We start from the raw sequence: 23,973 nt of genomic DNA on the forward strand, positions 1-23,973 counted from the left end.
TACCCGATGTTGATAAAGCGCCTGCTGAAATAGCGATATTCCACCAGAAGCAGGATCTAACATGTCTTCCATCGTCGATACACCTTATTCAACGCTGCCCCAGCCTAAATCGGGCTGGCAACTGTTTAAAAGCCTGACATCGGGTTCCCTCACGCCGGGGCTGGCGTGGCAAAATCCGGCCTATCGACGTAAGTTTATGTTGCGCTCGCTGGCAACGCCGTTCACCACTGCGCGCCTGCTCGGAAACCTTGCAAAACAGCCCCGTCTGATGCAGATCCTGCGCGTGCAGCCCGGCCTGCCGTGCCGCCTGCACCGGCCGTGGCTGACCGTAAATATGGGTCGTCAGAATACGCTGGACGCATTGAACGATCACTATCAGATGATGAGCCGCCATCTTCCGGCGTCGCTGCTCAACGGCTACCTCTCCAGCCAGGGCATCACGCTGGTGACGTTAACGGGCAAAGAGGAACAGCAGTTTAGCGTTCGCCTGAGCGCGGATGCGTTTCTGGACAAAGAAGGGGAAGCGACCCTCACTTTTTGCGACCACCAGAACACGGTGCTGGCCGAGCTGACCTTTACGCTGTGCAAATACCAGGGCAAGACAACGCTCTTCATCGGCGGAATGCAGGGGGCGAAAGCGTATGTCCCGCACGAGCACATTCAGCTGGCGACCAAAGCCTGTCACGGACTGTTCCCAAAACGTCTGCTGGTTGAAGCGGTCATGACGCTGGCAGGCGCCTTCCCGGTCGAGCAGATCCTCGCGGTGAGTAACGCCACCCACATCTACCGCAGCTGGCGCTATCGCAAGAAAAAAGAGGGAAAATTGCTGGCTGACTATGACAGCTTCTGGCGCTCCCTTGGCGGACAGCAGCAGGATAACGGCAACTTTGCCCTGCCACTGACCATGCCACGCAAACCGATGGAAGAGATTGCGAGTAAAAAACGGTCCGAATACCGCCGCCGCTATACCCTGCTTGATAGCCTGATCCAACAGGTTTCGCAGGCGACTGACCGCTAATCGGCCCTCCCGCGAGCCAGCCAGAGGACGCGGGAGAACATTTTACGCAGCAGCGTGGGCACCGACTCCACGCCTCGCCTGCCGGCTTCCGTCGCGACTTCAATGGCCAAATCCGGTTTTGACGACCGATGGATAGCTTTGGCAATCACCCGACGCATGTTCATGGGTACATCCACCGGGATCATCGCCACGCGGTGAAAGACGTCGTCAAATCCCTGACGGTACATAAAGTGCTCCATGTCCATCGCAGGCAGCGCGGTCAGATGTTCCCGCTCCTCTTCACGATCGTTATTGAGCAGGCTGCGCACGGTCGCCGCATATTTTTTACCCGCCTCATCGCCATCCACCAGCACGTGCCACTCTATCCCCATCCGGCGCGCAAATTTGATCAGCGGTTTTAAGCCAGACTGAGCAAATTCGATCACTTTGATCCCTTCGGCATCAAAGTGGTGCCCGCACTGGCGAGCCAGCTCGTTTATCACCCAGGTTTCCGTTTCCCCTTCCACCAGCAACCAGCAGCGAGCAAACAGGGAAGAGGCACGGTTAAAACGGATATGAAACGCAATCCGTCGGCCATCTTCGGCATTTAACCCGCCGGGCCCGAGCCGGTAGGCGGTGACCCGCGACGATTCACGCACCAGGCGGCAGACATACTCTACCGGCGTCAGAGAGAGCAGCTCTCCGGAATTCGTGGTGGTGACTCGCTGCAACGGCAGCAGATTAAGAAGATGCCACGCCACGGAAAGCATAATCGGGTGGAGCCGCGTTTCCGGATCTTCCACCAGCAGCAGCGGGCGCGCGTCCCGATCCAGGCGCACCGTCCCTTTCGCCTGTAAAAGCGTGGAGAATAAACCCAGCAGGATCACCCGATGCGTACGCCCGCCGGGGCGGTCGATCATGCGGTTGATAATATCGAGATAGCGCCAGCTTCGTTGTTCATCGTGCGAGCGGCGACGCATCAGACGGTGGCGCGCCTGCCCCGTTCCCTGCTCGGAGAAGTAGTGCTCCAGCAGCTGTACCATGGCAGACAGTCCCTGACGGATCTGGCCGTCGGTGAGGTTCTGCGGCCGTGAGACCAGTTCACGGGCGAGGAAATCCAGTTCGCGGGCGGTTACTTCCACCTCGGGCATATTCGGCACGGTGCCGTTACGGATCCGCCGCATAAAACGCGCGTCGCGTAAGCGCAATACGGGGGAGAGGCGGATAAGATGTCGGGCAAGCTCGTCAATATTATCGAGCGGGATCGGATTCCCCTTCTCATCAAGAAATTCACGCAGGGTTAATACCCCGTCGTTTTGCGCCATTTCGCCCTCAAGGCGATAGAAAATACGCTGGAACCCATCTTCACAGGGAACCCAGCAGGCCGACATAGGGCGAAAACGACGCACGCGATGGCGGCCGGGCTCGGATTCGCGGAAGGTCAGAATGATATGCAGGTGTTTCTCGCGCCCGTTGACATCCCCCGGCGGAAACCAGAAGTCATCATGAACGAAGTGGTACAAGTTCTCTTCGGGCGAAAGCAGCAGCGTCAGGGCATCCAGCAGGCTGGATTTACCCCAGGCGTTTTCGCCTATCAGGACGTTGTTCTGTTCCAGTTGCAGCGACAGGCGGTTAATCCCGCGAAACCCGACAATCTCCACACGTTCGAGTAGCATACATCCCCCGCAATTCGGCCACTTTTTCCTTCAAGTTATCAGCAGTATAGCGGCAGGCTGTGGGTCACGACAGCAGAATATACGCCCCCTTAATTATTGGGCTATGCTCTAATTACCTCCGTTCTGAACAAGGATTGACATCACATTGCCTTAAATCAAATTTAGTGAATTTATTTGAGTGGCGAAGGGATGTTGATGGTTTCAAAATACTGGCTCTTTGAGTCGTCATCCCTTTATGGCGATATAACCCGCGCGCAGGAATGGGCGCGGACGTTTATTATTGAGGTGGTTATGTTCAGAAAATTAGCGGCAGAATGCTTTGGCACATTCTGGCTGGTGTTTGGTGGCTGCGGTAGCGCAGTACTGGCAGCCGCATTTCCGGAATTAGGTATTGGTTTTGTCGGCGTCGCGCTGGCATTCGGTTTAACTGTATTAACCATGGCATTCGCCGTGGGGCATATTTCCGGCGGTCATTTCAACCCGGCCGTCACATTAGGTTTATGGGCGGGCGGACGTTTCCCGGCGAAAGATATTATTGGCTATATTATTGCCCAGGTTATTGGCGGTATTATTGCCGCGGCGGTGCTGTACGTAATTGCCAGCGGAAAAGCCGGGTTTGACGCCGCGGCCAGCGGATTTGCGTCGAACGGCTTCGGCGAACACTCGCCAGGCGGCTACTCAATGCTGTCTGCTATCGTGATTGAAATTGTGCTCACCGCAGGTTTCCTGTTGGTGATCCACGGCGCAACGGACAAATACGCGCCTGCGGGCTTTGCCCCCATCGCTATTGGTCTGGCGCTGACGCTGATCCACCTCATCTCCATCCCGGTGACCAACACCTCCGTTAACCCGGCGCGCAGCACCGCGGTGGCTATTTTCCAGGGCGGCTGGGCGCTTGAACAGCTGTGGCTATTCTGGGTGATGCCAATTATCGGCGGTATTCTGGGCGGCGTGCTGTATCGCACCCTGCTGGAAAAACGCGATTAATGGTTTTCCCCCCTCTCCCTGTGGGAGAGGGCCGGGGTGAGGGCATCAGGCCGCACCACCCCAAATAGACAAGCCGGGTAAGGCGTAGCCGCCACCCGGCTTTTTTTGTAGCTTTACCTCACAGCCTTTATTGGGTAGTGTCTCTGGCGCTTAACTGATACTCAAAAGGACCGGCTGTTCATGTTCTCAGGACTCCTCATCATTCTTCTGCCCCTGATTGCGGGCTACCTTATTCCGCTGCGTCATGAATCGGCCTTAAAGCTTATTAATCGTTTTCTCAGCTGGATTGTTTACGTCATTCTGTTCTTTATGGGGATCAGCCTGGCCTTCCTGGATAATCTGGCGACGAACTTGCTTTCCATTCTGCATTATTCTGCGGTTACGGTAGTGGTTATTCTGCTGTGCAATATTGCCGCGCTGTTCTGGCTGGAACGCACTATTCCCTGGAAAAATCACCATCATCAGGAAAAGCTTCCCTCCCGTATTGCGATGGCGCTGGAATCATTAAAGCTGTGCGGCGTGGTGGTACTCGGTTTTTTACTGGGTCTGACCGGCTGGGCATTTTTACAGCACGCAACGGAAGCCAGCGAATATACGCTTATTTTCCTGCTCTTCCTGATTGGTATTCAGCTGCGAAATAATGGCATGACGCTGAAACAGATTGTCCTTAACCGCCGGGGCATGATGGTTGCCGTTATCGTTGTGGCCAGCTCACTGGCGGGGGGAGTGATTAACGCCTTTATTCTCGATCTGCCGCTGAAAACCAGCCTGGCGATGGCGTCCGGTTTCGGCTGGTATTCGCTCTCCGGTATTCTGCTGACCGAATCGTTTGGTCCGGTGATCGGCAGCGCCGCCTTCTTTAACGATCTGGCGCGCGAGCTGTTAGCCATCATGCTGATCCCCGGCCTGGTAAGCCGCAGCCGCTCTACTGCGCTGGGCCTGTGCGGGGCCACCTCAATGGACTTTACCCTGCCGGTGTTACAGCGCTCGGGAGGGCTGGAGATGGTTCCTGCCGCCATCGTACACGGCTTTATTCTGAGCTTGCTGGTACCCATTCTGATGGCGTTCTTCTCAGCCTGATACTGCTTTGGCGGTAGTGAACCTGCCGCCAAAATTGCGCTAAATCAATAACCCTCCACTTAGTATAAGAAAGCACTTTTCTCTGCTGTGGCACAGGCATAACCTTAAACATGTATCTCAAATATAACTTTAACAGGTGTGATTATGTTTTGTGTGCAATGTGAACAAACCATCCGTACCCCAGCAGGCAACGGCTGCTCTTACGCGCAGGGTATGTGCGGCAAAACCGCAGAAACGTCCGATCTCCAGGATCTGCTGATTGCGGCGCTGCAAGGCTTGTCCGCCTGGGCCTTCAAAGCCCGTGAATATGGCATTGTCGATCACTATGTCGACAGCTTTGCGCCGCGCGCATTTTTCTCCACGCTGACCAACGTTAACTTCGATTCTCCACGCATTGTGGGCTATGCCCGCGAAGCGATTGCCCTGCGTGAAGCCCTGAAAGCGCAGTGCCTGAATGCCGACGCCAGCGCCCGCGTGGACAACCCGATGGCGGAGCTACAGCTGGTGAGCGACGACCTGGGCGAGCTACAGCGTCAGGCCGCAGAATTCACCCCAAATAAGGACAAAGCGGCAATTGGAGAGAACATCCTCGGCCTGCGCCTGCTGTGCCTGTACGGTCTGAAAGGTGCTGCGGCCTATATGGAGCACGCGCACGTACTCGGCCAGTACGATAACGCTATTTACGCCCAGTACCACAAAATCATGGCATGGCTGGGCACCTGGCCTTCCGACATGAACGCCCTGCTGGAATGCTCGATGGAAATCGGCCAGATGAACTTCAAAGTGATGAGTATTCTGGATGCCGGTGAAACCAGCACCTACGGCCACCCAACGCCAACGCAGGTCAACGTCAAAGCGACCGAAGGCAAATGCATCCTGATCTCCGGTCATGACCTGAAAGATCTCTACAACCTGCTGAAGCAGACCGAAGGCACCGGCGTTAACGTCTATACCCACGGCGAAATGCTGCCCGCGCACGGCTACCCGGAGCTGCGTAAATTTAAGCATCTGATCGGTAACTACGGCAGCGGCTGGCAGAACCAGCAGGTGGAGTTCGCCCGCTTCCCTGGCCCAATTGTTATGACCTCTAACTGCATCATCGACCCGACCGTCGGCGCGTATGACGACCGTATCTGGACCCGCAGCATCGTCGGCTGGCCGGGCGTGAGCCACCTTGAAGGCGACGATTTCGGTCCGGTTATCGCTCAGGCGCAGCAGATGGCAGGCTTCCCGTACAGCGAAATCCCGCACCTCATCACCGTCGGTTTTGGCCGTGAAACCCTGCTGGGTGCGGCGGATTCCCTGATTGACCTCGTCAGCCGTGAAAAACTGCGTCACATCTTCCTTATCGGCGGCTGTGACGGCGCGCGCGGGGAACGTAACTACTTCACCGATTTCGCCACCCGCGTACCGGAAGACTGCCTGATCCTGACTCTGGCCTGCGGTAAGTACCGTTTCAACAAGCTGGACTTCGGCAACATCGAAGGTCTGCCGCGCCTGGTGGATGCGGGTCAGTGTAACGATGCGTATTCAGCCATCATTCTGGCGGTCACGCTGGCAGAGAAACTGGGCTGCGGCGTGAACGACCTGCCGCTGTCGCTGGTGCTCTCCTGGTTCGAGCAGAAAGCGATCGTTATTCTGTTGACCCTGCTCTCTCTCGGCGTGACCAACATCGTCACCGGGCCGACTGCGCCAGGCTTCCTGACGCCGGACCTGCTGGCCATCCTGAACGAGAAATTTGGTCTGCGTTCCGTGACCAACGTTGAAGATGATATGAAGCAACTGCTGAGCGCGTAAGGAGTAACTCATGACCATGCCAACCTCACAATGTCCGTGGCGGATGCAGGTTCATCACATCCATCAGGAGACGCCGGATGTGTGGACGCTGTCGCTGCTGTGCCATGACTACTACCCGTACCGCCCAGGTCAGTATGCGCTGGTTAGCGTGCGTAATTCGGCGGATACCCTGCGCGCCTACACCCTCTCCTCCACGCCGGGCGTGAGCGAATACATTACGCTCACCGTCCGTCGTATTGATGACGGCGCAGGATCCGAGTGGCTGACCCGGGACGTGAAGCGCGGGGATTACATCTGGCTGTCTGACGCGCAGGGCGAGTTTACCTGTGACGACAAGACGGAAGATAAATTCCTGCTGCTGGCGGCAGGCTGTGGCGTGACGCCGATTATGTCGATGCGTCGCTGGCTGGCGAAATACCGTCCTCAGGCCGACGTGCAGGTGATTTTCAGCGTGCGTTCCCCGGAAGATGTGATTTTTGCCGAAGAATGGCGCAACTATCCGGTGACGCTGGTCGCGGAAAACAACGCCACGCATGGCTTTGTCGCGGGGCGCCTGAGCCGCGAGCTGCTGCAAAGCGTGCCGGATATTGCGAACCGTACCGTGATGACCTGCGGCCCGGCGCCTTATATGGAGATCGTGGAGAAAGAAGTGAAAGCGCTCGGCGTGACCCGCTTCTTCAAAGAGCAGTTCTTCACGCCTGTAGCGGCAGCGGCGACCAGCGGGATGAAGTTCACGAAGCTGCAACCGGCGCAGACTTTCTTTGGCCGCGTGGGCACCACGCTGCTTGAAGCGCTTGAAAGTAACAACGTGCCGGTAGCGGCGGCCTGTCGCGCCGGGGTGTGCGGTTGCTGTAAGACCAAAGTGGTTTCCGGTGAGTACACGGTCACCAGCACCATGACGCTGACCGACGCGGAAATTGCCGAGGGCTATGTGCTGGCATGTTCGTGCCATCCGCAGGGAGACCTGGTGCTGGCATAATCTGGCGCAGTGCCCCCATTTGTTGCCGGGTGGCACTGCGTTTACCCGGCTTACGTTGTGCCTACTGCCTGTGCGTATGGAATACCAGGCAGCCAATACAGTGACTTTCTTCTAAGCTTGTAAGCGATATCACATAAAGGAGAAGGACCACCATGAAACAAACCGTGGCTGCATACATAGCGAAAACTCTTGAGCAGGCTGGCGTAAAGCGTATCTGGGGCGTCACCGGCGACTCTCTGAACGGACTCAGCGACAGCCTCAACAAGATGAAGACCATTGAATGGATGCCCACCCGCCATGAAGAGGTCGCCGCCTTTGCCGCGGGTGCCGAAGCGCAGCTCACGGGCGAACTCGCCGTCTGTGCAGGTTCCTGCGGACCGGGAAACCTGCACCTTATCAACGGTCTTTTCGACTGTCACCGCAACCATGTTCCGGTGCTGGCGATTGCCGCACATATTCCGTCATCCGAAATCGGCAGCGGCTATTTTCAGGAGACGCATCCTCAGGAGCTGTTCCGTGAATGCAGCCACTATTGCGAGCTGGTCTCATCACCGGAGCAGATTCCACAGGTGCTGGCGATAGCCATGCGTAAGGCGATCCTGAATCGCGGGGTTTCGGTGGTTGTGCTGCCGGGGGACGTGGCGCTGAAGGCCGCACCTGAAACCGCCACCACCCACTGGTACTCTGCGCCACAGCCAACCATTACCCCTGCCGAAGAAGAGCTGAAAAAGCTGGCGCAACTGCTGCGATACTCCAGCAATATCGCCCTGATGTGCGGCAGCGGCTGCGCCGGTGCGCATAAAGAGCTGGTGGAATTTGCCGGCAAGCTCAAGGCGCCAGTGGTGCACGCCCTGCGCGGGAAAGAGCACGTTGAATACGATAACCCGTACGATGTCGGCATGACCGGGCTGATCGGTTTTTCCAGCGGCTTCCACACCATGATGAACGCCGACACGCTGATCCTGCTCGGCACTCAGTTCCCGTACCGCACGTTCTACCCGACGGATGCCAAAATTATCCAGATCGACATTAATCCCGGCAGCATCGGTGCGCACAGCAAGGTGGATATGGCGCTTATCGGCGATATCAAATCCACCCTCGCCGCCCTGCTGCCGCTACTGGAAGAAAAAACGGACCGCAAATTCCTGGATAAAGCCCTGAGCGACTATCGCGATGCGCGTAAGGGGCTGGACGATCTCGCCAAACCGAGCGAAAAAGCGATCCACCCGCAGTATCTGGCGCAGCAGATCAGCCACTTCGCCGACGACGATGCCATCTTCACCTGCGACGTGGGAACGCCCACCGTCTGGGCAGCACGCTACCTGAAAATGAACGGCAAACGACGCCTGCTTGGGTCGTTCAACCATGGCTCAATGGCCAACGCCATGCCGCAGGCGCTGGGCGCAAAAGCGACGGCACCGGAACGTCAGGTGGTGGCGATGTGTGGCGACGGCGGGTTCAGTATGCTGATGGGGGATTTCCTGTCGGTGGCGCAGATGAAGCTTCCGCTGAAAATCGTGGTCTTTAACAACAGCGTGCTGGGCTTCGTGGCGATGGAGATGAAGGCCGGAGGCTACCTCACGGACGGCACCGAGCTGCACGACACCAACTTCGCCCGCATCGCCGAAGCCTGCGGTATCACCGGTATTCGGGTGGAGAAAGCCTCAGAGGTGGACGACGCCCTGCAACGCGCCTTCGCCATCGACGGCCCGGTGCTGGTGGATGTGGTGGTCGCCAAAGAAGAGCTGGCGATCCCGCCTCAAATCAAGCTGGAACAGGCCAAAGGATTTAGCCTCTACATGCTGCGCGCCATCATCAGCGGGCGCGGTGACGAGGTGATCGAACTGGCAAAAACCAACTGGCTCAGGTAAAACATCTGGCATCGCCTTTTTAAATATAAGGACATGCCATGATTGATTTACGCAGTGATACCGTTACCCGTCCGGGCCGCGCCATGCTCGAAGAGATGATGGCCGCCCCGGTCGGGGACGACGTCTACGGCGATGACCCGACGGTCAACGAACTCCAGCGCTATGCGGCCGAGCTGAGCGGTAAAGAGGCTGCTCTGTTCCTGCCCACCGGCACGCAGGCTAACCTGGTGGCGCTGCTGAGCCACTGCGAGCGCGGCGAAGAGTATATCGTTGGCCAGGGGGCGCATAACTACCTTTACGAAGCCGGCGGCGCGGCGGTGCTCGGCAGCATCCAGCCGCAGCCGATCGATGCTGCGCCGGACGGTACGCTGCCGCTGGACAAAGTCGCGGCGAAAATCAAAGCCGACGATATTCACTTCGCCCGCACTAAACTGCTGAGCCTCGAAAACACCCATAACGGTAAAGTCTTGCCGCGCGAATACCTGAAAGCGGCATGGGATTTTACCCGCGAGCGCAAGCTCGGCCTCCACGTTGACGGCGCACGTATCTTCAACGCCGTGGTGGAGTACGGCTGCGAGCTGAAAGAGATCACCCAATATTGCGACTCGTTCACCATTTGCCTCTCTAAAGGGCTGGGCACGCCGGTAGGTTCCCTGCTGGTTGGCAGCGCAGACTACATCAGACGCGCCAACCGGTGGCGCAAAATGACCGGCGGCGGGATGCGTCAGGCGGGTATTCTGGCGGCTGCCGGACTGTACGCCCTGAAAAATAACGTGTCACGCCTGAAAGACGATCACGATAATGCGGCGTGGATGGCAGCGCAGCTGCGTGAAATCGGCGCTGATGTCATGCGACACGACACCAACATGCTGTTTGTCCGCGTCGGCGATGAGCATGCTGCCGCGCTGGGCGACTTTATGAAAGCCCGAGGCGTGCTGATCAACGCCTCCCCGGTCGTGCGACTGGTGATGCATCTTGACGTTAACCGCGAGCAGTTGACCGAGGTGGTGAAACACTGGCAGGCGTTTTTACAGCGTTAAGGAGCATACCGTGCCGCAACGTATTCTGGTGCTCGGCGCCAGCGGGTATATCGGTCAGCATCTGACCACTGCGTTAAGCCAGCAGGGGCACCAGGTGCTGGCAGCGGCACGCAACACGGAACGCCTGCAAAAGCTACATTTGCCTGGCGTGACGTGTCACAACGTTGACCTTAACTGGCCGAAAGCGCTTCCTGCGCTGCTGGAAGGGGTCGATACGCTTTACTACCTTGTCCACAGCATGGGCGAAGGCGGCGATTTTATCGCCCACGAGCGTCAGGTGGCGATGAACGTTCGTGATGCGCTGCGGCAAACGCCGGTGAAGCAGGTAATTTTTTTAAGCTCACTCCAGGCGCCTGAGAACGAGCAGTCAGATCATCTGCGCGCCCGACAGCTGACGGCAGAAACGCTGCGAAGCGCCCGTATCCCCGTCACCGAACTCCGGGCAGGGATCATCGTCGGCGCGGGTTCCGCCGCGTTCGAAGTGATGCGCGATATGGTCTACAACCTGCCTGTGCTGACGCCGCCGCGCTGGGTACGCTCGCGCACCACGCCCATTGCGCTGGAGAATTTACTCCACTATCTGGTGGCATTGCTGGATCACCCGGCGGAGCAGCATCGCGTGCTGGAGGCGGCAGGCCCGGAAGTGCTGAGCTATCAGGCGCAGTTCGAACATTTTATGCGGGTGAGCGGCCGCCGCCGCTGGCTGATCCCCATCCCCTTCCCGACCCGCTGGATATCAGTGTGGTTTTTGAATGTGATCACCTCCGTGCCGCCGACGACCGCCAAAGCGCTGATCCAGGGGCTGAAGCACGATCTGCTGGCGGACGATCGCGCGCTGCGCGCCTTAATCCCTCAGGAATTGATCCGCTTTGACGACGCGGTACGTAATACGCTGAAAGAAGAAGAGAAGCTGGTGAACTCCAGCGACTGGGGCTACGACGCGCAGGCGTTTGCCCGCTGGCGGCCCGAGTACGGCTATTATCCGAAACAGGCGGGCTGTACGGTCAAAACCACGGCCAGCCTTGCAGCGCTGTGGGAAGTTGTGAACCAGATTGGCGGCAAAGAGCGCTATTTCTTCGGCAATATTCTGTGGCAAACGCGCGGCGCGCTGGATCTGCTGGTCGGTCACCGGCTGGCAAAAGGCCGCCCTGCCCATCCCTGGCTGAAGGTGGGCGATACCGTCGACAGCTGGAAGGTGATTATCGTTGAGCCGGAAAAACAGCTGGCGCTGCTGTTTGGCATGAAGGCGCCGGGGCTGGGGCGGCTCTGCTTCACCCTGAAGGACAAGGGCGACCATCGTGAACTGGACGTTCGGGCATGGTGGCATCCGCACGGAATGCCGGGTCTGTTTTACTGGTTGCTGATGATCCCGGCACACCTGTTTATCTTCCGCGGAATGGCGAAACGGATTGCGCTACTGGCAGAAGAAAAGCGGGAAAATAACTAAATAAAACTCTTAATCTTTCACCTTTCCCATTGCAACACATCGTAATTCACGAAAGAATGCGCACGAAATTCTTTTCAACACAGTGGATTGTTATGAAGGTACTGGTTACCGGGGCGACCAGCGGCTTAGGCCGAAATGCGGTCGAGTTTCTGCGCAACAAAGGCATCAGCGTGAGGGCCACCGGTCGCAATGAGGCGATGGGTAAGCTCCTGCAAAAAATGGGCGCTGAATTTGTCCATGCCGATCTGACGGAGCTGGTCTCCTCTCAGGCCAAGGTGATGCTCGCCGGTATCGATACGCTGTGGCACTGCTCCAGTTTTACCTCCCCGTGGGGTACCCAGGAAGCCTTTGATCTCGCCAACGTGCGCGCCACGCGCCGTCTGGGTGAATGGGCCGTCGCCTGGGGCGTGCGTAACTTTATTCATATTTCCTCTCCGTCGCTCTATTTCGACTATCACCACCATCGTGATATTCAGGAAGATTTCCGCCCGGCGCGCTTTGCCTGTGAGTTTGCCCGCAGTAAAGCGGCGGGCGAAGAGGTGATCGACCTGCTGGCCCAGTCAAACCCGCACACCCGCTTTACCGTGCTGCGTCCGCAGAGCCTGTTTGGGCCGCACGACAAAGTCTTCATCCCGCGACTGGCCCAGATGATGCATCACTACGGCAGCGTGCTGTTACCGCGCGGCGGCGATGCGCTGGTGGACATGACCTATTACGAAAATGCCGTTCACGCCATGTGGCTGGCGAGCCAGCCGGAATGCGATAAGCTGGTGTCGGGGCGCGCGTATAACATCACCAACGGCGAACCCTGTACCCTGCGCAGCATTGTGCAAAGGCTAATTGACGAATTAAAAATCGACTGCCGGATCCGTTCCGTTCCCTACCCAATGCTGGACATGATTGCCCGCAGCATGGAGCGTTTTGGCAGCAAATCGGCGAAAGAGCCTGCGCTGACGCATTACGGTGTGTCGAAGCTCAACTTTGATTTTACGTTGGATATTTCTCGGGCGGAGAACGAGCTGGGATATAAACCAATTGTCTCGCTGGATGAAGGGATAGTGCGTACGGCGGCGTGGTTACGGGATCACGGGAAGTTGCACCGGTAAGCGTTCCAGCCTCATGTAGGCCGGGTAAGCGCAGCGCCACCCTGCTAAAAACAGAGAGTGCGGACTGATGCCCTCACCCCGTCCCTCTCCCACAGGGAGAGGGTGCAGACACTAAAACGGCAACCCTGGGGGTTGCCGTTTGCTTTTACAGAGCCGTCCAGGCTTCAGCCCATGCCAGACCTGTGCCTGGTTCATAGTACGTTGGAGAGTTGTTACACCAGCCGCTGTACGGGAACGGTTTGCACTGGAACAGTTTACCGTGGTTGTTCACGATATCACCGGCGTTGTACTTGCTGTTCGCGCTCCATGCCGGGTAAGACGTATCTTCTCCGGATGGCGTTGCCGCTTTCGCTTTCACGTTCAGCAGGTAAGACGTGGTGCTGCTCAGCTCGCCATCGCTGACGGTCAGGCTCACTTCATACTGCTGCGCCGTCGCAGACTCTGGCGCTGTGAAGGTCACAACCGCTTTGTCCTGACCGGTAACAGTCTGACCATCCTGGGAACGCCAGGTATACGTCAGTTTGTTGCCATCAGGATCGGTAGAGCCTTCCGCACTCAGAGAAACCTGCGCACCTGCTTCCACTGCACCGATCGGACCGGCAATCTGCGCAACCGGCGCGTGGTTCACCACAACAGGTTCGACCGGGGTTTCATCCGGCGTTGGTGTTGGCGCTGGCGTTTCATCGCCAGATGGCGTCGGTGTTGGCGTGACCGGGGTTTCGTCCGGGGTAACGGAAGAACCATCATCGTTAACGATTTTCACGTTAAAGAACTTCTGCACGCACTTGCTGTAGTCACCTTCTTTAAAGGCGCTGAACGGAGTCTGGTAGCCCACCAGCTGGCAAGAGTAGGTTTTGCCGTCCGGGGTATCCGCGCTCCATCCCCAGTCCTGTTCCCAGTAAATCTTCAGGGCGCCTGCGCCACCTTCGTCGAACTGCTTCATGTTGGCGCAACCCAACACTTCATTCGCCGGAACAGGCACTTTCAGGTAGTTTGCAAACTCTTTGTAGTATTTGATACGGTTCTGAGACTGCGCAATTTCAGTCGGGCCGCCGCACTCAACGCCGCCGTTGATGATCTGGGTGGTCACACCAAAGCCCGGAACCAGACCGTTGGCTTTATCGTGGTCGTTCGGCTGCCATGTACCGTCGATCACCTGCAACATGCTTGGTTTTGGCGGCTGCGGATAGGCGAAGAAGAAGATCGCACTCGCCAGGTTCAACCAGGTGTCCGCCACCAGCTCAGGTTTGTCGAGCAGTGTACGCACGTCGCCGTACATCGCTTCAGAGAATGGACCGTAGTTGTAGTTGTAAGACAACTGTTTCGCACCGCGTCCGAAATAGCTCAGGAAATCGCCGTCTTTATCTTTACCGCAAGGCCAGGTCTGTCCTTGCCAGACGTCCGGGTTACATTCGCCGTTATAACCGCCCTTCTGCCCTTCGCTCCAGCCCATTTCACGTACGTGGACCAGCGCCTGACGCCATTCGGCTTCCGGACGCCAGCTTTCGTGGCCGCCAGTTTCCTGGGCAAAGTGGGCAAACATGGTGGCCAGCTCTTTGCGACAGATGGCGTCGCTGTCACGACCGTCATTATAGGTTTTACACAGCGCCGGGAATTTACCCACGGCTTTCAGGAAGTTGCTGTAGGTATAGGCCTGGGCGCGCAGCGGGAAGAGATATTCCCAGTCGCTGGCTTTCACAATCCCTTCAACGCGTTTAACGTTGTCCGGGTTCGCCGCCCGGCCTGGCTCAATCAGTTCGACCTGCGCGTTATCCAGCGTCTGGATGGTCTCTTTAACCGAAGCCATCAGCGGGAAGTCCGTCAGTTCCTTCTCTTTCTTCGCCAGATCGCTGGCTTTGATGGTGTACGGCTCACTGCTGGTCTCCTTCAGATTCGCAGCCTGGGCCATGAATGGCGCCACGCAGGCTCCCGCAATGAGTACACTCAGTAACGTCCTTTTGTTCATTTCAGTTTTCCTGTTCGTTTCAAATTAAATGTTAATATCCCGGCTTAGGTATTACTCCGTTAATACATAAACCACATTCAGCTGTTTTCACTTTTCGAAGAACACCTTCAGGAATTCTTCAAAAATAAAAAACGTTAATAACGTGCTGCTAATTTCAGTTGCTGATATTTGGCCCAGACCTTATGGGCATATTTCATCCTCTGCGGATAATTTTCTTTTTTCAGTCCGGCGTTATACGCGCCAACGGCTTCCCAGTTATAGCCATACACCCTGATCATCCCGGAAAGGATAGAAGCCCCGACCATGATCGAAGTACACGGCTCCGTGATTAATCGATATTCGTCGATGCCTCTGCTTTCCAGCGCGGTAAAATGCGAACTGTTGATTTGCATCAGCCCGACATCCCGCGTGCCATCACGGTTTTGCCCAACCGCATACGGATTCATACCGGATTCCACATTCGCTATCGCGTACAGTAAATAAGGATCGACATGATAATAATGCGCCGCTTTATCCCAACAATTTGCCAGTGCGCTTTGGCTTATTATTAATAACAACAAAATTAACTTTTTCATTTTTACCTGCTGACAGTTTCGGTTATTTCTCCTTACCAACATCCTGTAAAATGAATTTTGAATCACTCCCCCTCTAAAGGGGGAGTGATTAATGGGTTAGATTATTTGCAATCTGTTGATGCGCCTTCTTTTACCCATACGTCGCTGTTGGCTGGGTTATCACCACGGGTCCACCATTTCGCACGGTAAACGTTACCTTCATAGGTGGTAGTGTCGCCGCCGTTGTAGACCAGGTCAGAACGCCAGTTCATCTTCACGTTGCTCACCAGCTCCCATGCATCCACACCGAAGCCAGGCTGATTGCCCTGAGTCCAGTACTTCGCTTTCCACACCAGATGGTCGAAGCTTACGGTATCGCCACCGTTGTAGATTTTGCTGGATTCCCACGCCGCGTATTTGCTGGCGTTAGCATCCACAGGTGCATCGCAGCTTCCTTTGTCAGACGGAGGAGTCACATCATCAGCCGGAGGGGTAACGTCATCCGCCGGGTTAGTGTCTTCGTCAGCAGGTACCGGTGCAGGCGCCGCTTTCGGATTCACGGTAACCTGGACGTTAGACTGCACGCTGGTCTTACCGTCGCTCACTACCACGCTCAGGGTGTAGGTAGACGTCGAGCTCACTTCCGGCGCCGTGATATTCACGTTCGCGGAGTCAGTTCCGGTGGCGTGCATATCTGCTGGTACGCTCCAGGCGTAGGTCAGCGCATCACCGTCTGGGTCCGCAGCCTGGGCATGCAGCGCATAGGTTTCACCAGATTCAAGCGTGATCGCTTCCATTGGGTTTAAAACCGGTGCCTGGTTAGCTTTCGGCGCCTTGTTCACCACCTGGACATCAATCGCGTTGCTCAGGCCTTTTGCATCGGTCACCGTCAGGCGGAACGTCATGGTCTGGTCGGTGGTCGCTGCCGCAACATTGAAGGTCGCTTTCGCTTTGGTGCTGTTGTTGATGGTGACAGACGGACCAGAGACCTGAGTCCATTTGTAGGTAATCGCATCGCCATCAGGATCGCTGGAAGCAGAGCCATCGAGCGTGACGGTTGCCGGGCCAGACACGTTCTGATCGGCAGAGGACGCGATTGGCGCGTGGTTGGTGACCACCGGATCAACCGGAGTCGAGTCGCCGCCCAGCAGGCTTTCGTTCATCGCATTCAGAATGTCGCCGGTATCAGAGTCGATAGACCACGCGAACAGACCGCCCAGTTTATTGGCCAGAACATACTTGCCTTTCGCAGTGGTTGAACGCGCATCTTCATACGAGATCAGGTCGCCGGTGGATTTGTTGAAGACGTAAGGGGCTTCAGCGGTCGTGTCGTAGCCGTATTCCCAGCCCGGTTTGCCTTTGTATTCGTTCACGATCTGACGATAGTCAACCACGCCCGGTTCCCAGGTGCCTTTCACCATGCCGGTTGCCGTACCGGTGAATGGATTGTCACCGGTGTAGCCATGCACGCCGGTCCAGCCGCGGCCATACATGCCCGCACCCACCACGATCTTGCCTGGCTGTACACCCTGCGCAAGCAGCGCGTTAACGCCGTTTTCAGTGGTGTAATCAGTGTCCGGACGCCATGCTGGCGCACGCAGCGCAGCCTGGTGGCCGAGAACGGTGTTGCTCCAGCCGCCGTAGAAGTCGTAGCTCATCAGGAAGATGTGGTCGAGATACTGCTGAGCCGTAGTGTAATCCACGTCTTCGATCTTATCGCGACCTGCACCGATGGCGCTGGTCAGTTCATAGGTACGGCCCGTCTGTGCAGACAGCTCGTTCAGCATGGTGCGCAGGTCGTGCATCAGTGCGGTATAGGTCGCTTTATCCTGCTGCGGGTTACCCAGGTTTTCGGTTACACCGCCACCTCCCGGGAATTCCCAGTCGATATCCACGCCGTCAAAGAATTTCCACGTCTGGAGGAAATCTTTCACAGAAGAGACAAAGCGTGCTCGGATAGCCGGGTCGCCCATGTGGAAGAACGGATCGGAAAGCGTCCAGCCGCCGATAGATGGCAGCACTTTCAGGCCTGGATGCGCTTTTTTCAGCGCCATCAGCTGGCCAAAGTTACCTTTGTACGGATCATCCCAGTTGGAGACGCCAGCCTGTGGTTTTTGCAGCGCAGCCCATGGGTCGTGGATCGCCACGGTAAAGTCAGGACGGCCCTTACAGTCGTTCTGAAGCACGCGGAAGCTGTTACCACCTTCAATGGTTTTCAGGCCGTCGTTGATGCCGTCACCGCCACAGATTGGAATGAAGCCGTACAGAATGTGGTTGAGGTTTGCCGCAGGGATCTTATCAACCGGGAAGTTACGGTCGTAAACGCCCCATTCCGGGAAGTAGGCCGCAACCACTTTATCGGTATGCTTCGCGAACGCTTTGTTGTTCTCCTGGAGAGACGTATTCAGCGGCAGCAGGTGGCTACCGTCGGTGTCAGCCACAATAATCAGCTTACTGGCGCTTTTCGCACAGCCGCTGGCATTACAGACTTCAACCTGTTCCTGATAACGCCCGCCTTTTTTCACTTTAAACGTTGCAGAGCCCGTCGCACCGGCTGCGCCGGTCCACACGGTCTGTCCGTCCAGCAGAACTTTCGCAGAAGTTGGCGCATCACCACTCCAGACGTTCCACTCAACTTTTACATCCACGCCATCGTTATGCACTTTGACAAGATTGTTATAATCCTGTGCAGCCTGATCCACTTCCACCAGGGCAAATTTGTCATTGCCATAGCCGATCGTCGGTGCACCTGGCGCTGCTGCAAATGCGGAGCTGGTTGCCGCCGCAATAAAGAGCGCCAGATATTTTGGCTTCATAAATTTCATTTTTATTTCCTGATAAATTTATTTATAACGTAGTAACCCATGTCTTCCGTGAGATCATGGATGCGTTTCGCGTAATGCGTATTTAACCAACGTGAGTGCCGTGAACAAAAATTGTTGCTGCGTTGTATTCCTCCATTAAAAGATACAAGCCAAATCCCGTGTAGCTTATATCTCTTACGATACACTGAGCGTAAAGGATCGTCCTTTCCTTCCTCCATCAAAAAGATTTATAAAAAATCTTGACCTGTATATTTAAAATGTGAAAGCAATTTGCTGACTAATAAAAACCCCTATTCCAGCAAAGGCGAGATAAGGACCAAAAGAAATAGTGAGGTTATTTTTATTTAAATTATTTACGGCGAAATAACCGACAATACCGCTTAACGCTGCCGCCAGTTCAATAGAGGGCAACGCCTGCCAGCCGCACCAGGCGCCCAGCGCCGCCAGTAGCTTAAAATCCCCGTAACCCAGACCTTCTCGTCCCGTGATCAGACGAAAAGCCCAGTAGAGCAGCCAGAGCGACAGATAGCCCGCCACCGCGCCGAACAGCGCATCGCGTAGCGGCAACGTGTGGTCAAACACATGAAGCAAGAGACCTGCCCACAGCAGCGGCTGGGTCAGGCAGTCCGGAAGCAGCTGGTGCTGCCAGTCGATCATGGCCAGCGGCAGTAAAAAAGCCGCCAGTAACCACAAAGAGAACAGCGCCTGAACGTCCGGCATGCACCAGGCCGTGATGCCAAAAAACAAGGCGGAGATCAGTTCGACCAGAAAGAGTCGCAGCGGGATCGCGCTGCCGCACTGGTGGCAGCGCCCCCGTAATAAAAGCCAGCTGAGCAGCGGGATGTTTTCCCACGCGGCGAGGGCGTGCTGGCACACCGAACAGTGCGAGGCCGGAATGAGCAGATTACCGCTCCCCTCCTCATCCATCACCATCCCCGGTACGCGTTCGGCGACAACGCCAAGAAAACTGCCCACAATGCCGCCCAGGATCGCACTCATTATCGGGAACCCTACCGGAAAGGCATCCCGCATCAGCGCGAAGGTATTCATGCGTTTTTTGCCCAGGTGAGTTGCACCTGCGCTTTCACATCGCTGAGGTGGTCAACCGGCGTGAGGTTAATTTTTTGCAATCTCACACCGGTGGTCTGATTAATTTCACGCAGCCAGCTTTTTAATTCATACACATTAACCCGATTCACCACGAACGATAAAGTTTGCCCCTCCTGGCGCACATCCGTCAGCGAAAGGTTAATTTCATGGGCGCTATTCTCGACCACCGTACGCGGATTATCCGTTTTGACTAACTGGATCTGAAGATGATTTTTATCAATTTCACTGCGCATCCAGTTAAGCGTCTCTTTTTGTCTTTTAAGTGTCGATTTACTATTTTTAATCATATTATCCAAGGGGATCACTCCTGTGTAATACACCGCTGCCCCCACAATAGCAACGGCACATATTTTTAAAATGATTTTTTCCCGGGCGCTGTAATTCTGATAGCGCGCTTTCAGCTGTGCGATTCGCTCTTTCATTTATGTTTCCCTGCGATCATGGCGGTATACGGTTCGGTTGTTGAAACAGGCTGTAAGGTAAAATCAAAATTCTCACTGGTCTGGTTAACAAACGCCCGCAACGCGGGCTGGTTTTGCGCGCTGACGCTCAGCGTCAGGGTGTTTTGCTGCGCATCGTATTCCAGCAGATCGATCTCCATCGCAGGGACTGACTGCCGGGCTTTCTCCAGCTCCTCAAGCTGAAGAAAGAACCCCTTGCTCTGTTTTTTCAGGCTTTGGCCAAAGTGATATTTGATATTGGTCTGCTGCCGCATGCTGGGGAAATGGTGCTGATAAACCTGGACGATCTCCTGCTGCACCCGATTTTCCTGCTGCACCAGCATCCAGGCCATCGCAATGCGTGGCCCCAGCAGCAGACCAACAGACAGCACGCCCGCCGCCACCATCGCGGCTTTCATCCTTTTCGCTGCCCGCCCATGACCGGCCTTAAGGCTGAATTCACCGTGAAGCAGGTTAACGCGACAGGTTTGCCACTGCGGCTGGATCAGCGCCAGCGGATGCTGCCAGGCATGCTGCACGTCAATGTGCACCTTCGCAGGCGCATCGCCGTAACACCACACTTCCCCGCCCCCGGCTTTCTGCATTAACAGCGGCAGCAGGGTTGCCTCCATTTCACCCGCCACATGGGGCGATAAACGCAGCCAGTAGCCATCATCCTGCGCGACCAGCGTGCTGCCCCCTGCCGTCACGGGCAGGAGCCAGGCATCAGGCAGGGCCTGAATCACGTTTAATCCGGCCTCCTGACAGCGGGTTAATGTTGCGCGCAGGCGGTCGGCGTCAATGGCCACGGCGTCGACGTCGGCGCCTTTTTTGTGGAGTACCGTCCAGTGGAGGTTGTCCACGTCGCCAATCAGCGTCTCTTCTGCCATCCACGAGAAGGCCATTCCCTGAGAAGCCACCTTTTTCGGTAGCCTAAAATGGCGGAAAATCATGTCGCTGGCGGGTAACAGGAGACAAACGCGCGTAGCCAGGGGGTGTTCGGCCAGCATCTCCAGGCTGTCGACCACCTCGACGCGCTCGCTGCCGGACTCACACCACATTATTTTCCCGCCCTCGCGGCTGTCGGGACGAACAAAAAGTACCTGTTTCATAACGTTCTACTTTTCTTATTCAATCATTCGGTAACGACGCTGCCACGTCACGATCTCACCGGCTTCGTTATTCACCTGAAGCTGGCTGACCACGCGAAGCGTTAATTCATCGGTATTGCCGGTGTAATTCACGCGGAAGTACCGGCTGTTTATAGAAAATTGATCCACCACCTGCGGGAGATCGTCTTTTAACTGCGGGAAGGCCTGCTCCAGCGCTTTGCTGAACGCTTCCATATTTTCCCAGCCCGATTCCGGACGCGAATCCAGCAGGCGAACGGCGTCATCCCGCGTGAGTTTTCCCGGGAACATGGCCGCCAGCACGGCGGCCTGTTCCGGTTGCAGGGTGTTCACGTCCACCTTGCTGGCGGCGTCCGGCAGCGCGCATAACAGCTTGCTCACCTTTGGATATGCCGTAACAGGGAACGCCGGCAGCAGTTTGATTTCCGCGATGCTGCGCATCATCTGATTTGCCGGTTGCCGCGCGGGCACGACGCCAGCCCACGCATCGCTTTCGGCCCCCTCCTTCGCCGTGGTGCTGTCACCATCGAGATAATCCACCAGCTGGAAATAGACCGCCTCCGCCGTGCCCGGACTGAGCCCACTTTCCGTCAGAAGTTGTTCTACAATCCGCGCTTTACGCGGTGTTTCCGCCACCGCGGGAGCGCTTTGCCCCTGGGGTGCGATGTCGGCGGTCAACAGGTTATTGACGTTAAAGCAGTCCTGCGCATCTTCCACCTGGCTCACGACCGTGTAATCTTCACCCTGCGTCTCCAGCGGCTGATGCCAGTCGCCGTCCAGCGCCAGCGGCTTGCTCTCGCCGCTGGCGTCGGTCTGTAACCGGTCCTTCACCACTTTTTCCTGGGCCTGCATCGCCCAGCGCAGCTGCTGCTGGCTTACCTGATAATGCGTTTTCTGCAAATTACGGCAGAACTGCTGGCTGATTTTGGCGGCCAGCGCCGACATCATCACCAGCAAAATCAGCACCACCAGCAGGGCTACGCCCTGTTGTTGACGGATCCGCTTCATGGTCTGGTCTCCGGCGAAGGGGCAGGCGCAGGGGCTGCATCCGGGGGCGTCCCAGGCGCGTCGGCGGCTTTCTCTGGCGCCGCGGCAGCGGCCACCTCCGGCATATCACCCGGCGTGGTGAATACCCAGCGCCAGGTATCCCCGTTTTCCATCGTCAACGTAACCTCCACGCCGTCCGGCAGATGGGCGGCGTCGCTCCAGCTTTTCAGCCAGCCCTGACGATAAAACCGCCACTGCAATGATTTAACGCCGCTGACAATCGGCACTTCGTCAGGCTTAACTTCCGCCGGGCCGTCAATGACCGGCCAGACGTCGCGATACAAACGCCCCTCTTCCAGCCGCCAGCGCTCGCGCTCCAGTTGGACCGTTCCGCTCACGCCATTCAGGGTGGTCAGTTCAAGGGCATCGCCCGCCTGACGAAACAGCTCCGGCTCATTACGCGGGGCGCGCGCCTGAAGCTGGAAAAAATCACGCTCCATCAGACTCCAGGCGCGCTGAAGCTGGTTGAGCTTTGCGGCGCTGGCATCCGTCGCCGAGCTGGTACGCATCGCGCCGTCCAGAATTTGCCAGGCCAGGGTGCTGATCACCGCGAAGATAGTCAGCGCAATCATGATCTCCAGCAGGGTAAATCCGCGCTGGCGTCGCATTTTCTTCACTTGCTCTCTCCCGGCGGAATGATATGCAGGGAAATAACCGGCTGGCTCTCATCGCCTTCCGCATACACGCGTATTGTATTCGCCCAGACGTTGTCGGCCGTTTTCACCCGCTGCTTACGCCAGTTCCACCTGCGCCCGCCCATGATTTCCGTCCCCTGCTGTTCAGCATCCGGGAAGTCGGTTTTCGTGAGCTGTGCTTCCGCCAGCTGATTTTCCGCCACCCAACTGGCCTGCAAGGTATCGGCCAGGCCATGGGTAAAACGCACGTTCAGGGAGACCGAGTTCATCAGCGCCAGCGCGGCGGTGGAGAAAATCACCAGAGCGACCATCACCTCCAGCAGCGTCATCCCCTTTTGCTTTTTGTTGCCGTTAGCCATCGTTTTCTACCGATACCGGCGCCGCACCTTGCGACACCACGCGGAAATGGTGCTGTTTGTCATAACTTTGCAGCGTCAGCGTAAAGCGGCTGATTTCACCGTCCGGTAAAAAGATTACCTGCGGCTCGGACGTCACCGTCGCGGCCAGGCGCTGCGGCGAGAGCGACACATGCATCTCTTCCGGAAAATCACCTTTGGTGGAAATGCGTCCGGCAGATAATGGCACCCAGTGACGCTCGCCATTTTCATCGGCGATCGTCACCAGCTGATATTTATCGGTGGCGATCACCAGCCCGACAATATTTCCGTCCATCACCGCACGGTCTGAACCATAATCAACGAGCGCTTTTAATTGCTGGCCAAATATATCCGCGCCGCTGCGCGAAGGAATGGTGGACACCACCATCATGGCGCAACTGGCAAATATCACCAGCGCCAGAATAATTTCCAGCAACGTAAAGCCGCGTTGATTTTTCATTATTTCTCTTTCTTATCCAGAGACCAGTTGGTAATGTCATCGGCGGTATTGGCTTCGCCGTCCGGACCGGCTGAGAAGACGTCCACCGCGCCGTGTTCACCCGGGCTCACCAGCAGATAATCATTGCCCCAGGGGTCCTGCGGCAGGCGACGGATATAGCCGTCCGTGCGGTAGCCGTTCGGGATTGGCGCGATTTCAGGTTTGGTCACCAGCGCCTGCAAACCCTGCTCTGTGGTCGGGTAGCGGTGGTTATCCAGCTTGTACATATCCAGCGAGCCTTCGAGCGCGACAATATCGCTGGTTGCTTTTTGCGTATCGGCTTTTTCCTTATTGCCCATTAAATTTGGCACTACCATACTCGCCAGTACGCCGAGAATAACAATGACCACCATTAATTCGAGCAATGTGAAGCCCGCCTGGCGAGCCAGGTTTTTACGTTTTAAAGCCAT

21 protein-coding genes are annotated in these 23,973 nt (G+C 56.5%); 9 read left to right on the plus strand and 12 right to left on the minus strand.

Annotated elements, in window-relative coordinates:
• Positions 1-61: 61 nt before the first annotated feature.
• Complete coding sequence (locus ACOTX4_RS03530) at positions 62-1,018, plus strand: VirK/YbjX family protein (RefSeq protein ID WP_421635353.1); 957 nt, start codon at positions 62-64, stop codon at positions 1,016-1,018.
• On the opposite strand, the gene ACOTX4_RS03535 is transcribed toward ACOTX4_RS03530, so the two are convergent.
• A complete protein-coding gene (locus ACOTX4_RS03535) occupies positions 1,015-2,673 on the minus strand; it encodes an ATP-dependent endonuclease (RefSeq protein WP_023324396.1) in 1,659 nt (552 codons plus the stop codon). The two genes, ACOTX4_RS03530 and ACOTX4_RS03535, sit on opposite strands and share 4 nt — an antisense overlap.
• A 291-nt stretch (positions 2,674-2,964) precedes the next feature.
• Between ACOTX4_RS03535 and aqpZ the strand changes: the two genes are divergently transcribed.
• The 8 genes from aqpZ (at position 2,965) to ACOTX4_RS03575 (ending at position 12,980) form a co-directional block, all read left to right on the plus strand.
• On the plus strand, positions 2,965-3,660 hold the full coding sequence (gene aqpZ, locus ACOTX4_RS03540) for an aquaporin Z (RefSeq protein ID WP_026080729.1): 696 nt from the start codon (positions 2,965-2,967) through the stop codon (positions 3,658-3,660).
• 180 nt (positions 3,661-3,840) lie between these two features.
• Positions 3,841-4,740: a lysine exporter LysO family protein gene (locus ACOTX4_RS03545; protein ID WP_023324395.1), complete on the plus strand. Its 900-nt coding sequence runs from the start codon at positions 3,841-3,843 to the stop codon at positions 4,738-4,740.
• Positions 4,741-4,884: 144 nt separating this feature from the next.
• A complete protein-coding gene (gene hcp, locus ACOTX4_RS03550) occupies positions 4,885-6,537 on the plus strand; it encodes a hydroxylamine reductase (RefSeq protein WP_017384847.1) in 1,653 nt (550 codons plus the stop codon).
• Positions 6,538-6,547: 10 nt separating this feature from the next.
• Complete coding sequence (hcr, locus tag ACOTX4_RS03555; protein ID WP_045332340.1) at positions 6,548-7,516, plus strand: NADH oxidoreductase; 969 nt, start codon at positions 6,548-6,550, stop codon at positions 7,514-7,516.
• Positions 7,517-7,668: 152 nt separating this feature from the next.
• Positions 7,669-9,387 (plus strand): ubiquinone-dependent pyruvate dehydrogenase, encoded by a 1,719-nt coding sequence (gene poxB, locus ACOTX4_RS03560; protein ID WP_063938284.1) that lies wholly within the window; start codon positions 7,669-7,671, stop codon positions 9,385-9,387.
• 38 nt (positions 9,388-9,425) lie between these two features.
• On the plus strand, positions 9,426-10,427 hold the full coding sequence (gene ltaE, locus ACOTX4_RS03565; protein WP_022650711.1) for a low-specificity L-threonine aldolase: 1,002 nt from the start codon (positions 9,426-9,428) through the stop codon (positions 10,425-10,427).
• Positions 10,428-10,437: 10 nt separating this feature from the next.
• Positions 10,438-11,874, plus strand: coding sequence for an SDR family oxidoreductase (locus ACOTX4_RS03570; protein ID WP_045332338.1), 1,437 nt, complete (start codon positions 10,438-10,440; stop codon positions 11,872-11,874).
• A gap of 92 nt (positions 11,875-11,966) precedes the next feature.
• The gene (locus tag ACOTX4_RS03575) at positions 11,967-12,980 is read left to right on the plus strand and encodes an NAD-dependent epimerase/dehydratase family protein (RefSeq protein ID WP_017384852.1); all 1,014 of its coding nucleotides are present in this window, start codon (positions 11,967-11,969) and stop codon (positions 12,978-12,980) included.
• Positions 12,981-13,125: 145 nt separating this feature from the next.
• On the opposite strand, the gene ACOTX4_RS03580 is transcribed toward ACOTX4_RS03575, so the two are convergent.
• From ACOTX4_RS03580 to gspG, 11 genes are all read right to left on the minus strand, one after another.
• Positions 13,126-14,946, minus strand: a complete 1,821-nt coding sequence (locus ACOTX4_RS03580) for a chitinase (protein ID WP_045332337.1) — start codon at positions 14,944-14,946, stop codon at positions 13,126-13,128.
• A gap of 134 nt (positions 14,947-15,080) precedes the next feature.
• Positions 15,081-15,521 (minus strand): type III secretion system invasion protein IagB, encoded by a 441-nt coding sequence (gene iagB / locus ACOTX4_RS03585; RefSeq protein WP_022650708.1) that lies wholly within the window; start codon positions 15,519-15,521, stop codon positions 15,081-15,083.
• A gap of 101 nt (positions 15,522-15,622) precedes the next feature.
• Complete coding sequence (locus ACOTX4_RS03590) at positions 15,623-18,325, minus strand: glycosyl hydrolase family 18 protein (protein ID WP_023324390.1); 2,703 nt, start codon at positions 18,323-18,325, stop codon at positions 15,623-15,625.
• A gap of 252 nt (positions 18,326-18,577) precedes the next feature.
• Entirely contained in the window at positions 18,578-19,375 is a 798-nt protein-coding gene (locus ACOTX4_RS03595) for a prepilin peptidase (RefSeq protein WP_023315730.1), read from the minus strand.
• Positions 19,372-19,857: a type II secretion system protein GspM gene (gene gspM, locus ACOTX4_RS03600; RefSeq protein ID WP_022650705.1), complete on the minus strand. Its 486-nt coding sequence runs from the start codon at positions 19,855-19,857 to the stop codon at positions 19,372-19,374. Before gspM ends, ACOTX4_RS03595 begins: the two co-directional genes overlap by 4 nt.
• Entirely contained in the window at positions 19,854-20,987 is a 1,134-nt protein-coding gene (gene gspL / locus ACOTX4_RS03605) for a type II secretion system protein GspL (RefSeq protein ID WP_023315729.1), read from the minus strand. Before gspL ends, gspM begins: the two co-directional genes overlap by 4 nt.
• 15 nt (positions 20,988-21,002) lie before the next feature.
• Positions 21,003-22,013 carry a type II secretion system minor pseudopilin GspK gene (gene gspK, locus ACOTX4_RS03610; RefSeq protein WP_023315728.1) on the minus strand — a complete coding sequence of 337 codons (1,011 nt, stop codon included), beginning with the start codon at positions 22,011-22,013 and terminating at the stop codon, positions 21,003-21,005.
• Positions 22,010-22,669, minus strand: a complete 660-nt coding sequence (gene gspJ / locus ACOTX4_RS03615; RefSeq protein WP_023315727.1) for a type II secretion system minor pseudopilin GspJ — start codon at positions 22,667-22,669, stop codon at positions 22,010-22,012. The genes gspK and gspJ overlap by 4 nt, the downstream gene beginning before the upstream one ends.
• A complete protein-coding gene (gene gspI, locus ACOTX4_RS03620; protein WP_023315726.1) occupies positions 22,666-23,046 on the minus strand; it encodes a type II secretion system minor pseudopilin GspI in 381 nt (126 codons plus the stop codon). The genes gspJ and gspI overlap by 4 nt, the downstream gene beginning before the upstream one ends.
• Positions 23,039-23,524 (minus strand): type II secretion system minor pseudopilin GspH, encoded by a 486-nt coding sequence (gene gspH, locus ACOTX4_RS03625; RefSeq protein ID WP_023315725.1) that lies wholly within the window; start codon positions 23,522-23,524, stop codon positions 23,039-23,041. The genes gspI and gspH overlap by 8 nt, the downstream gene beginning before the upstream one ends.
• Complete coding sequence (gspG, locus tag ACOTX4_RS03630; RefSeq protein ID WP_003858352.1) at positions 23,524-23,973, minus strand: type II secretion system major pseudopilin GspG; 450 nt, start codon at positions 23,971-23,973, stop codon at positions 23,524-23,526. Before gspG ends, gspH begins: the two co-directional genes overlap by 1 nt.

Source organism: Enterobacter cloacae complex sp. IR5459 (assembly GCF_049238005.1).
In the GTDB taxonomy this organism is placed as follows: Bacteria; Pseudomonadota; Gammaproteobacteria; order Enterobacterales; family Enterobacteriaceae; genus Enterobacter; species Enterobacter hormaechei_C.

Bases quoted from the DNA above. Each gene is read 5' to 3' on its own strand.
- ACOTX4_RS03530 (WP_421635353.1), top strand. From the start codon at position 62: ATGTCTTCCATCGTCGATACACCTTATTCAACGCTGCCCCAGCCTAAA.
- ACOTX4_RS03535 (WP_023324396.1), bottom strand. From the start codon at position 2,673: ATGCTACTCGAACGTGTGGAGATTGTCGGGTTTCGCGGGATTAACCGC.
- aqpZ (WP_026080729.1), top strand. From the start codon at position 2,965: ATGTTCAGAAAATTAGCGGCAGAATGCTTTGGCACATTCTGGCTGGTG.
- ACOTX4_RS03545 (WP_023324395.1), top strand. From the start codon at position 3,841: ATGTTCTCAGGACTCCTCATCATTCTTCTGCCCCTGATTGCGGGCTAC.
- hcp (WP_017384847.1), top strand. From the start codon at position 4,885: ATGTTTTGTGTGCAATGTGAACAAACCATCCGTACCCCAGCAGGCAAC.
- hcr (WP_045332340.1), top strand. From the start codon at position 6,548: ATGACCATGCCAACCTCACAATGTCCGTGGCGGATGCAGGTTCATCAC.
- poxB (WP_063938284.1), top strand. From the start codon at position 7,669: ATGAAACAAACCGTGGCTGCATACATAGCGAAAACTCTTGAGCAGGCT.
- ltaE (WP_022650711.1), top strand. From the start codon at position 9,426: ATGATTGATTTACGCAGTGATACCGTTACCCGTCCGGGCCGCGCCATG.
- ACOTX4_RS03575 (WP_017384852.1), top strand. From the start codon at position 11,967: ATGAAGGTACTGGTTACCGGGGCGACCAGCGGCTTAGGCCGAAATGCG.
- ACOTX4_RS03580 (WP_045332337.1), bottom strand. From the start codon at position 14,946: ATGAACAAAAGGACGTTACTGAGTGTACTCATTGCGGGAGCCTGCGTG.
- iagB (WP_022650708.1), bottom strand. From the start codon at position 15,521: ATGAAAAAGTTAATTTTGTTGTTATTAATAATAAGCCAAAGCGCACTG.
- ACOTX4_RS03590 (WP_023324390.1), bottom strand. From the start codon at position 18,325: ATGAAATTTATGAAGCCAAAATATCTGGCGCTCTTTATTGCGGCGGCA.
- ACOTX4_RS03595 (WP_023315730.1), bottom strand. From the start codon at position 19,375: ATGAATACCTTCGCGCTGATGCGGGATGCCTTTCCGGTAGGGTTCCCG.
- gspM (WP_022650705.1), bottom strand. From the start codon at position 19,857: ATGAAAGAGCGAATCGCACAGCTGAAAGCGCGCTATCAGAATTACAGC.
- gspL (WP_023315729.1), bottom strand. From the start codon at position 20,987: ATGAAACAGGTACTTTTTGTTCGTCCCGACAGCCGCGAGGGCGGGAAA.
- gspK (WP_023315728.1), bottom strand. From the start codon at position 22,013: ATGAAGCGGATCCGTCAACAACAGGGCGTAGCCCTGCTGGTGGTGCTG.
- gspI (WP_023315726.1), bottom strand. From the start codon at position 23,046: ATGGCTAACGGCAACAAAAAGCAAAAGGGGATGACGCTGCTGGAGGTG.
- gspH (WP_023315725.1), bottom strand. From the start codon at position 23,524: ATGAAAAATCAACGCGGCTTTACGTTGCTGGAAATTATTCTGGCGCTG.
- gspG (WP_003858352.1), bottom strand. From the start codon at position 23,973: ATGGCTTTAAAACGTAAAAACCTGGCTCGCCAGGCGGGCTTCACATTG.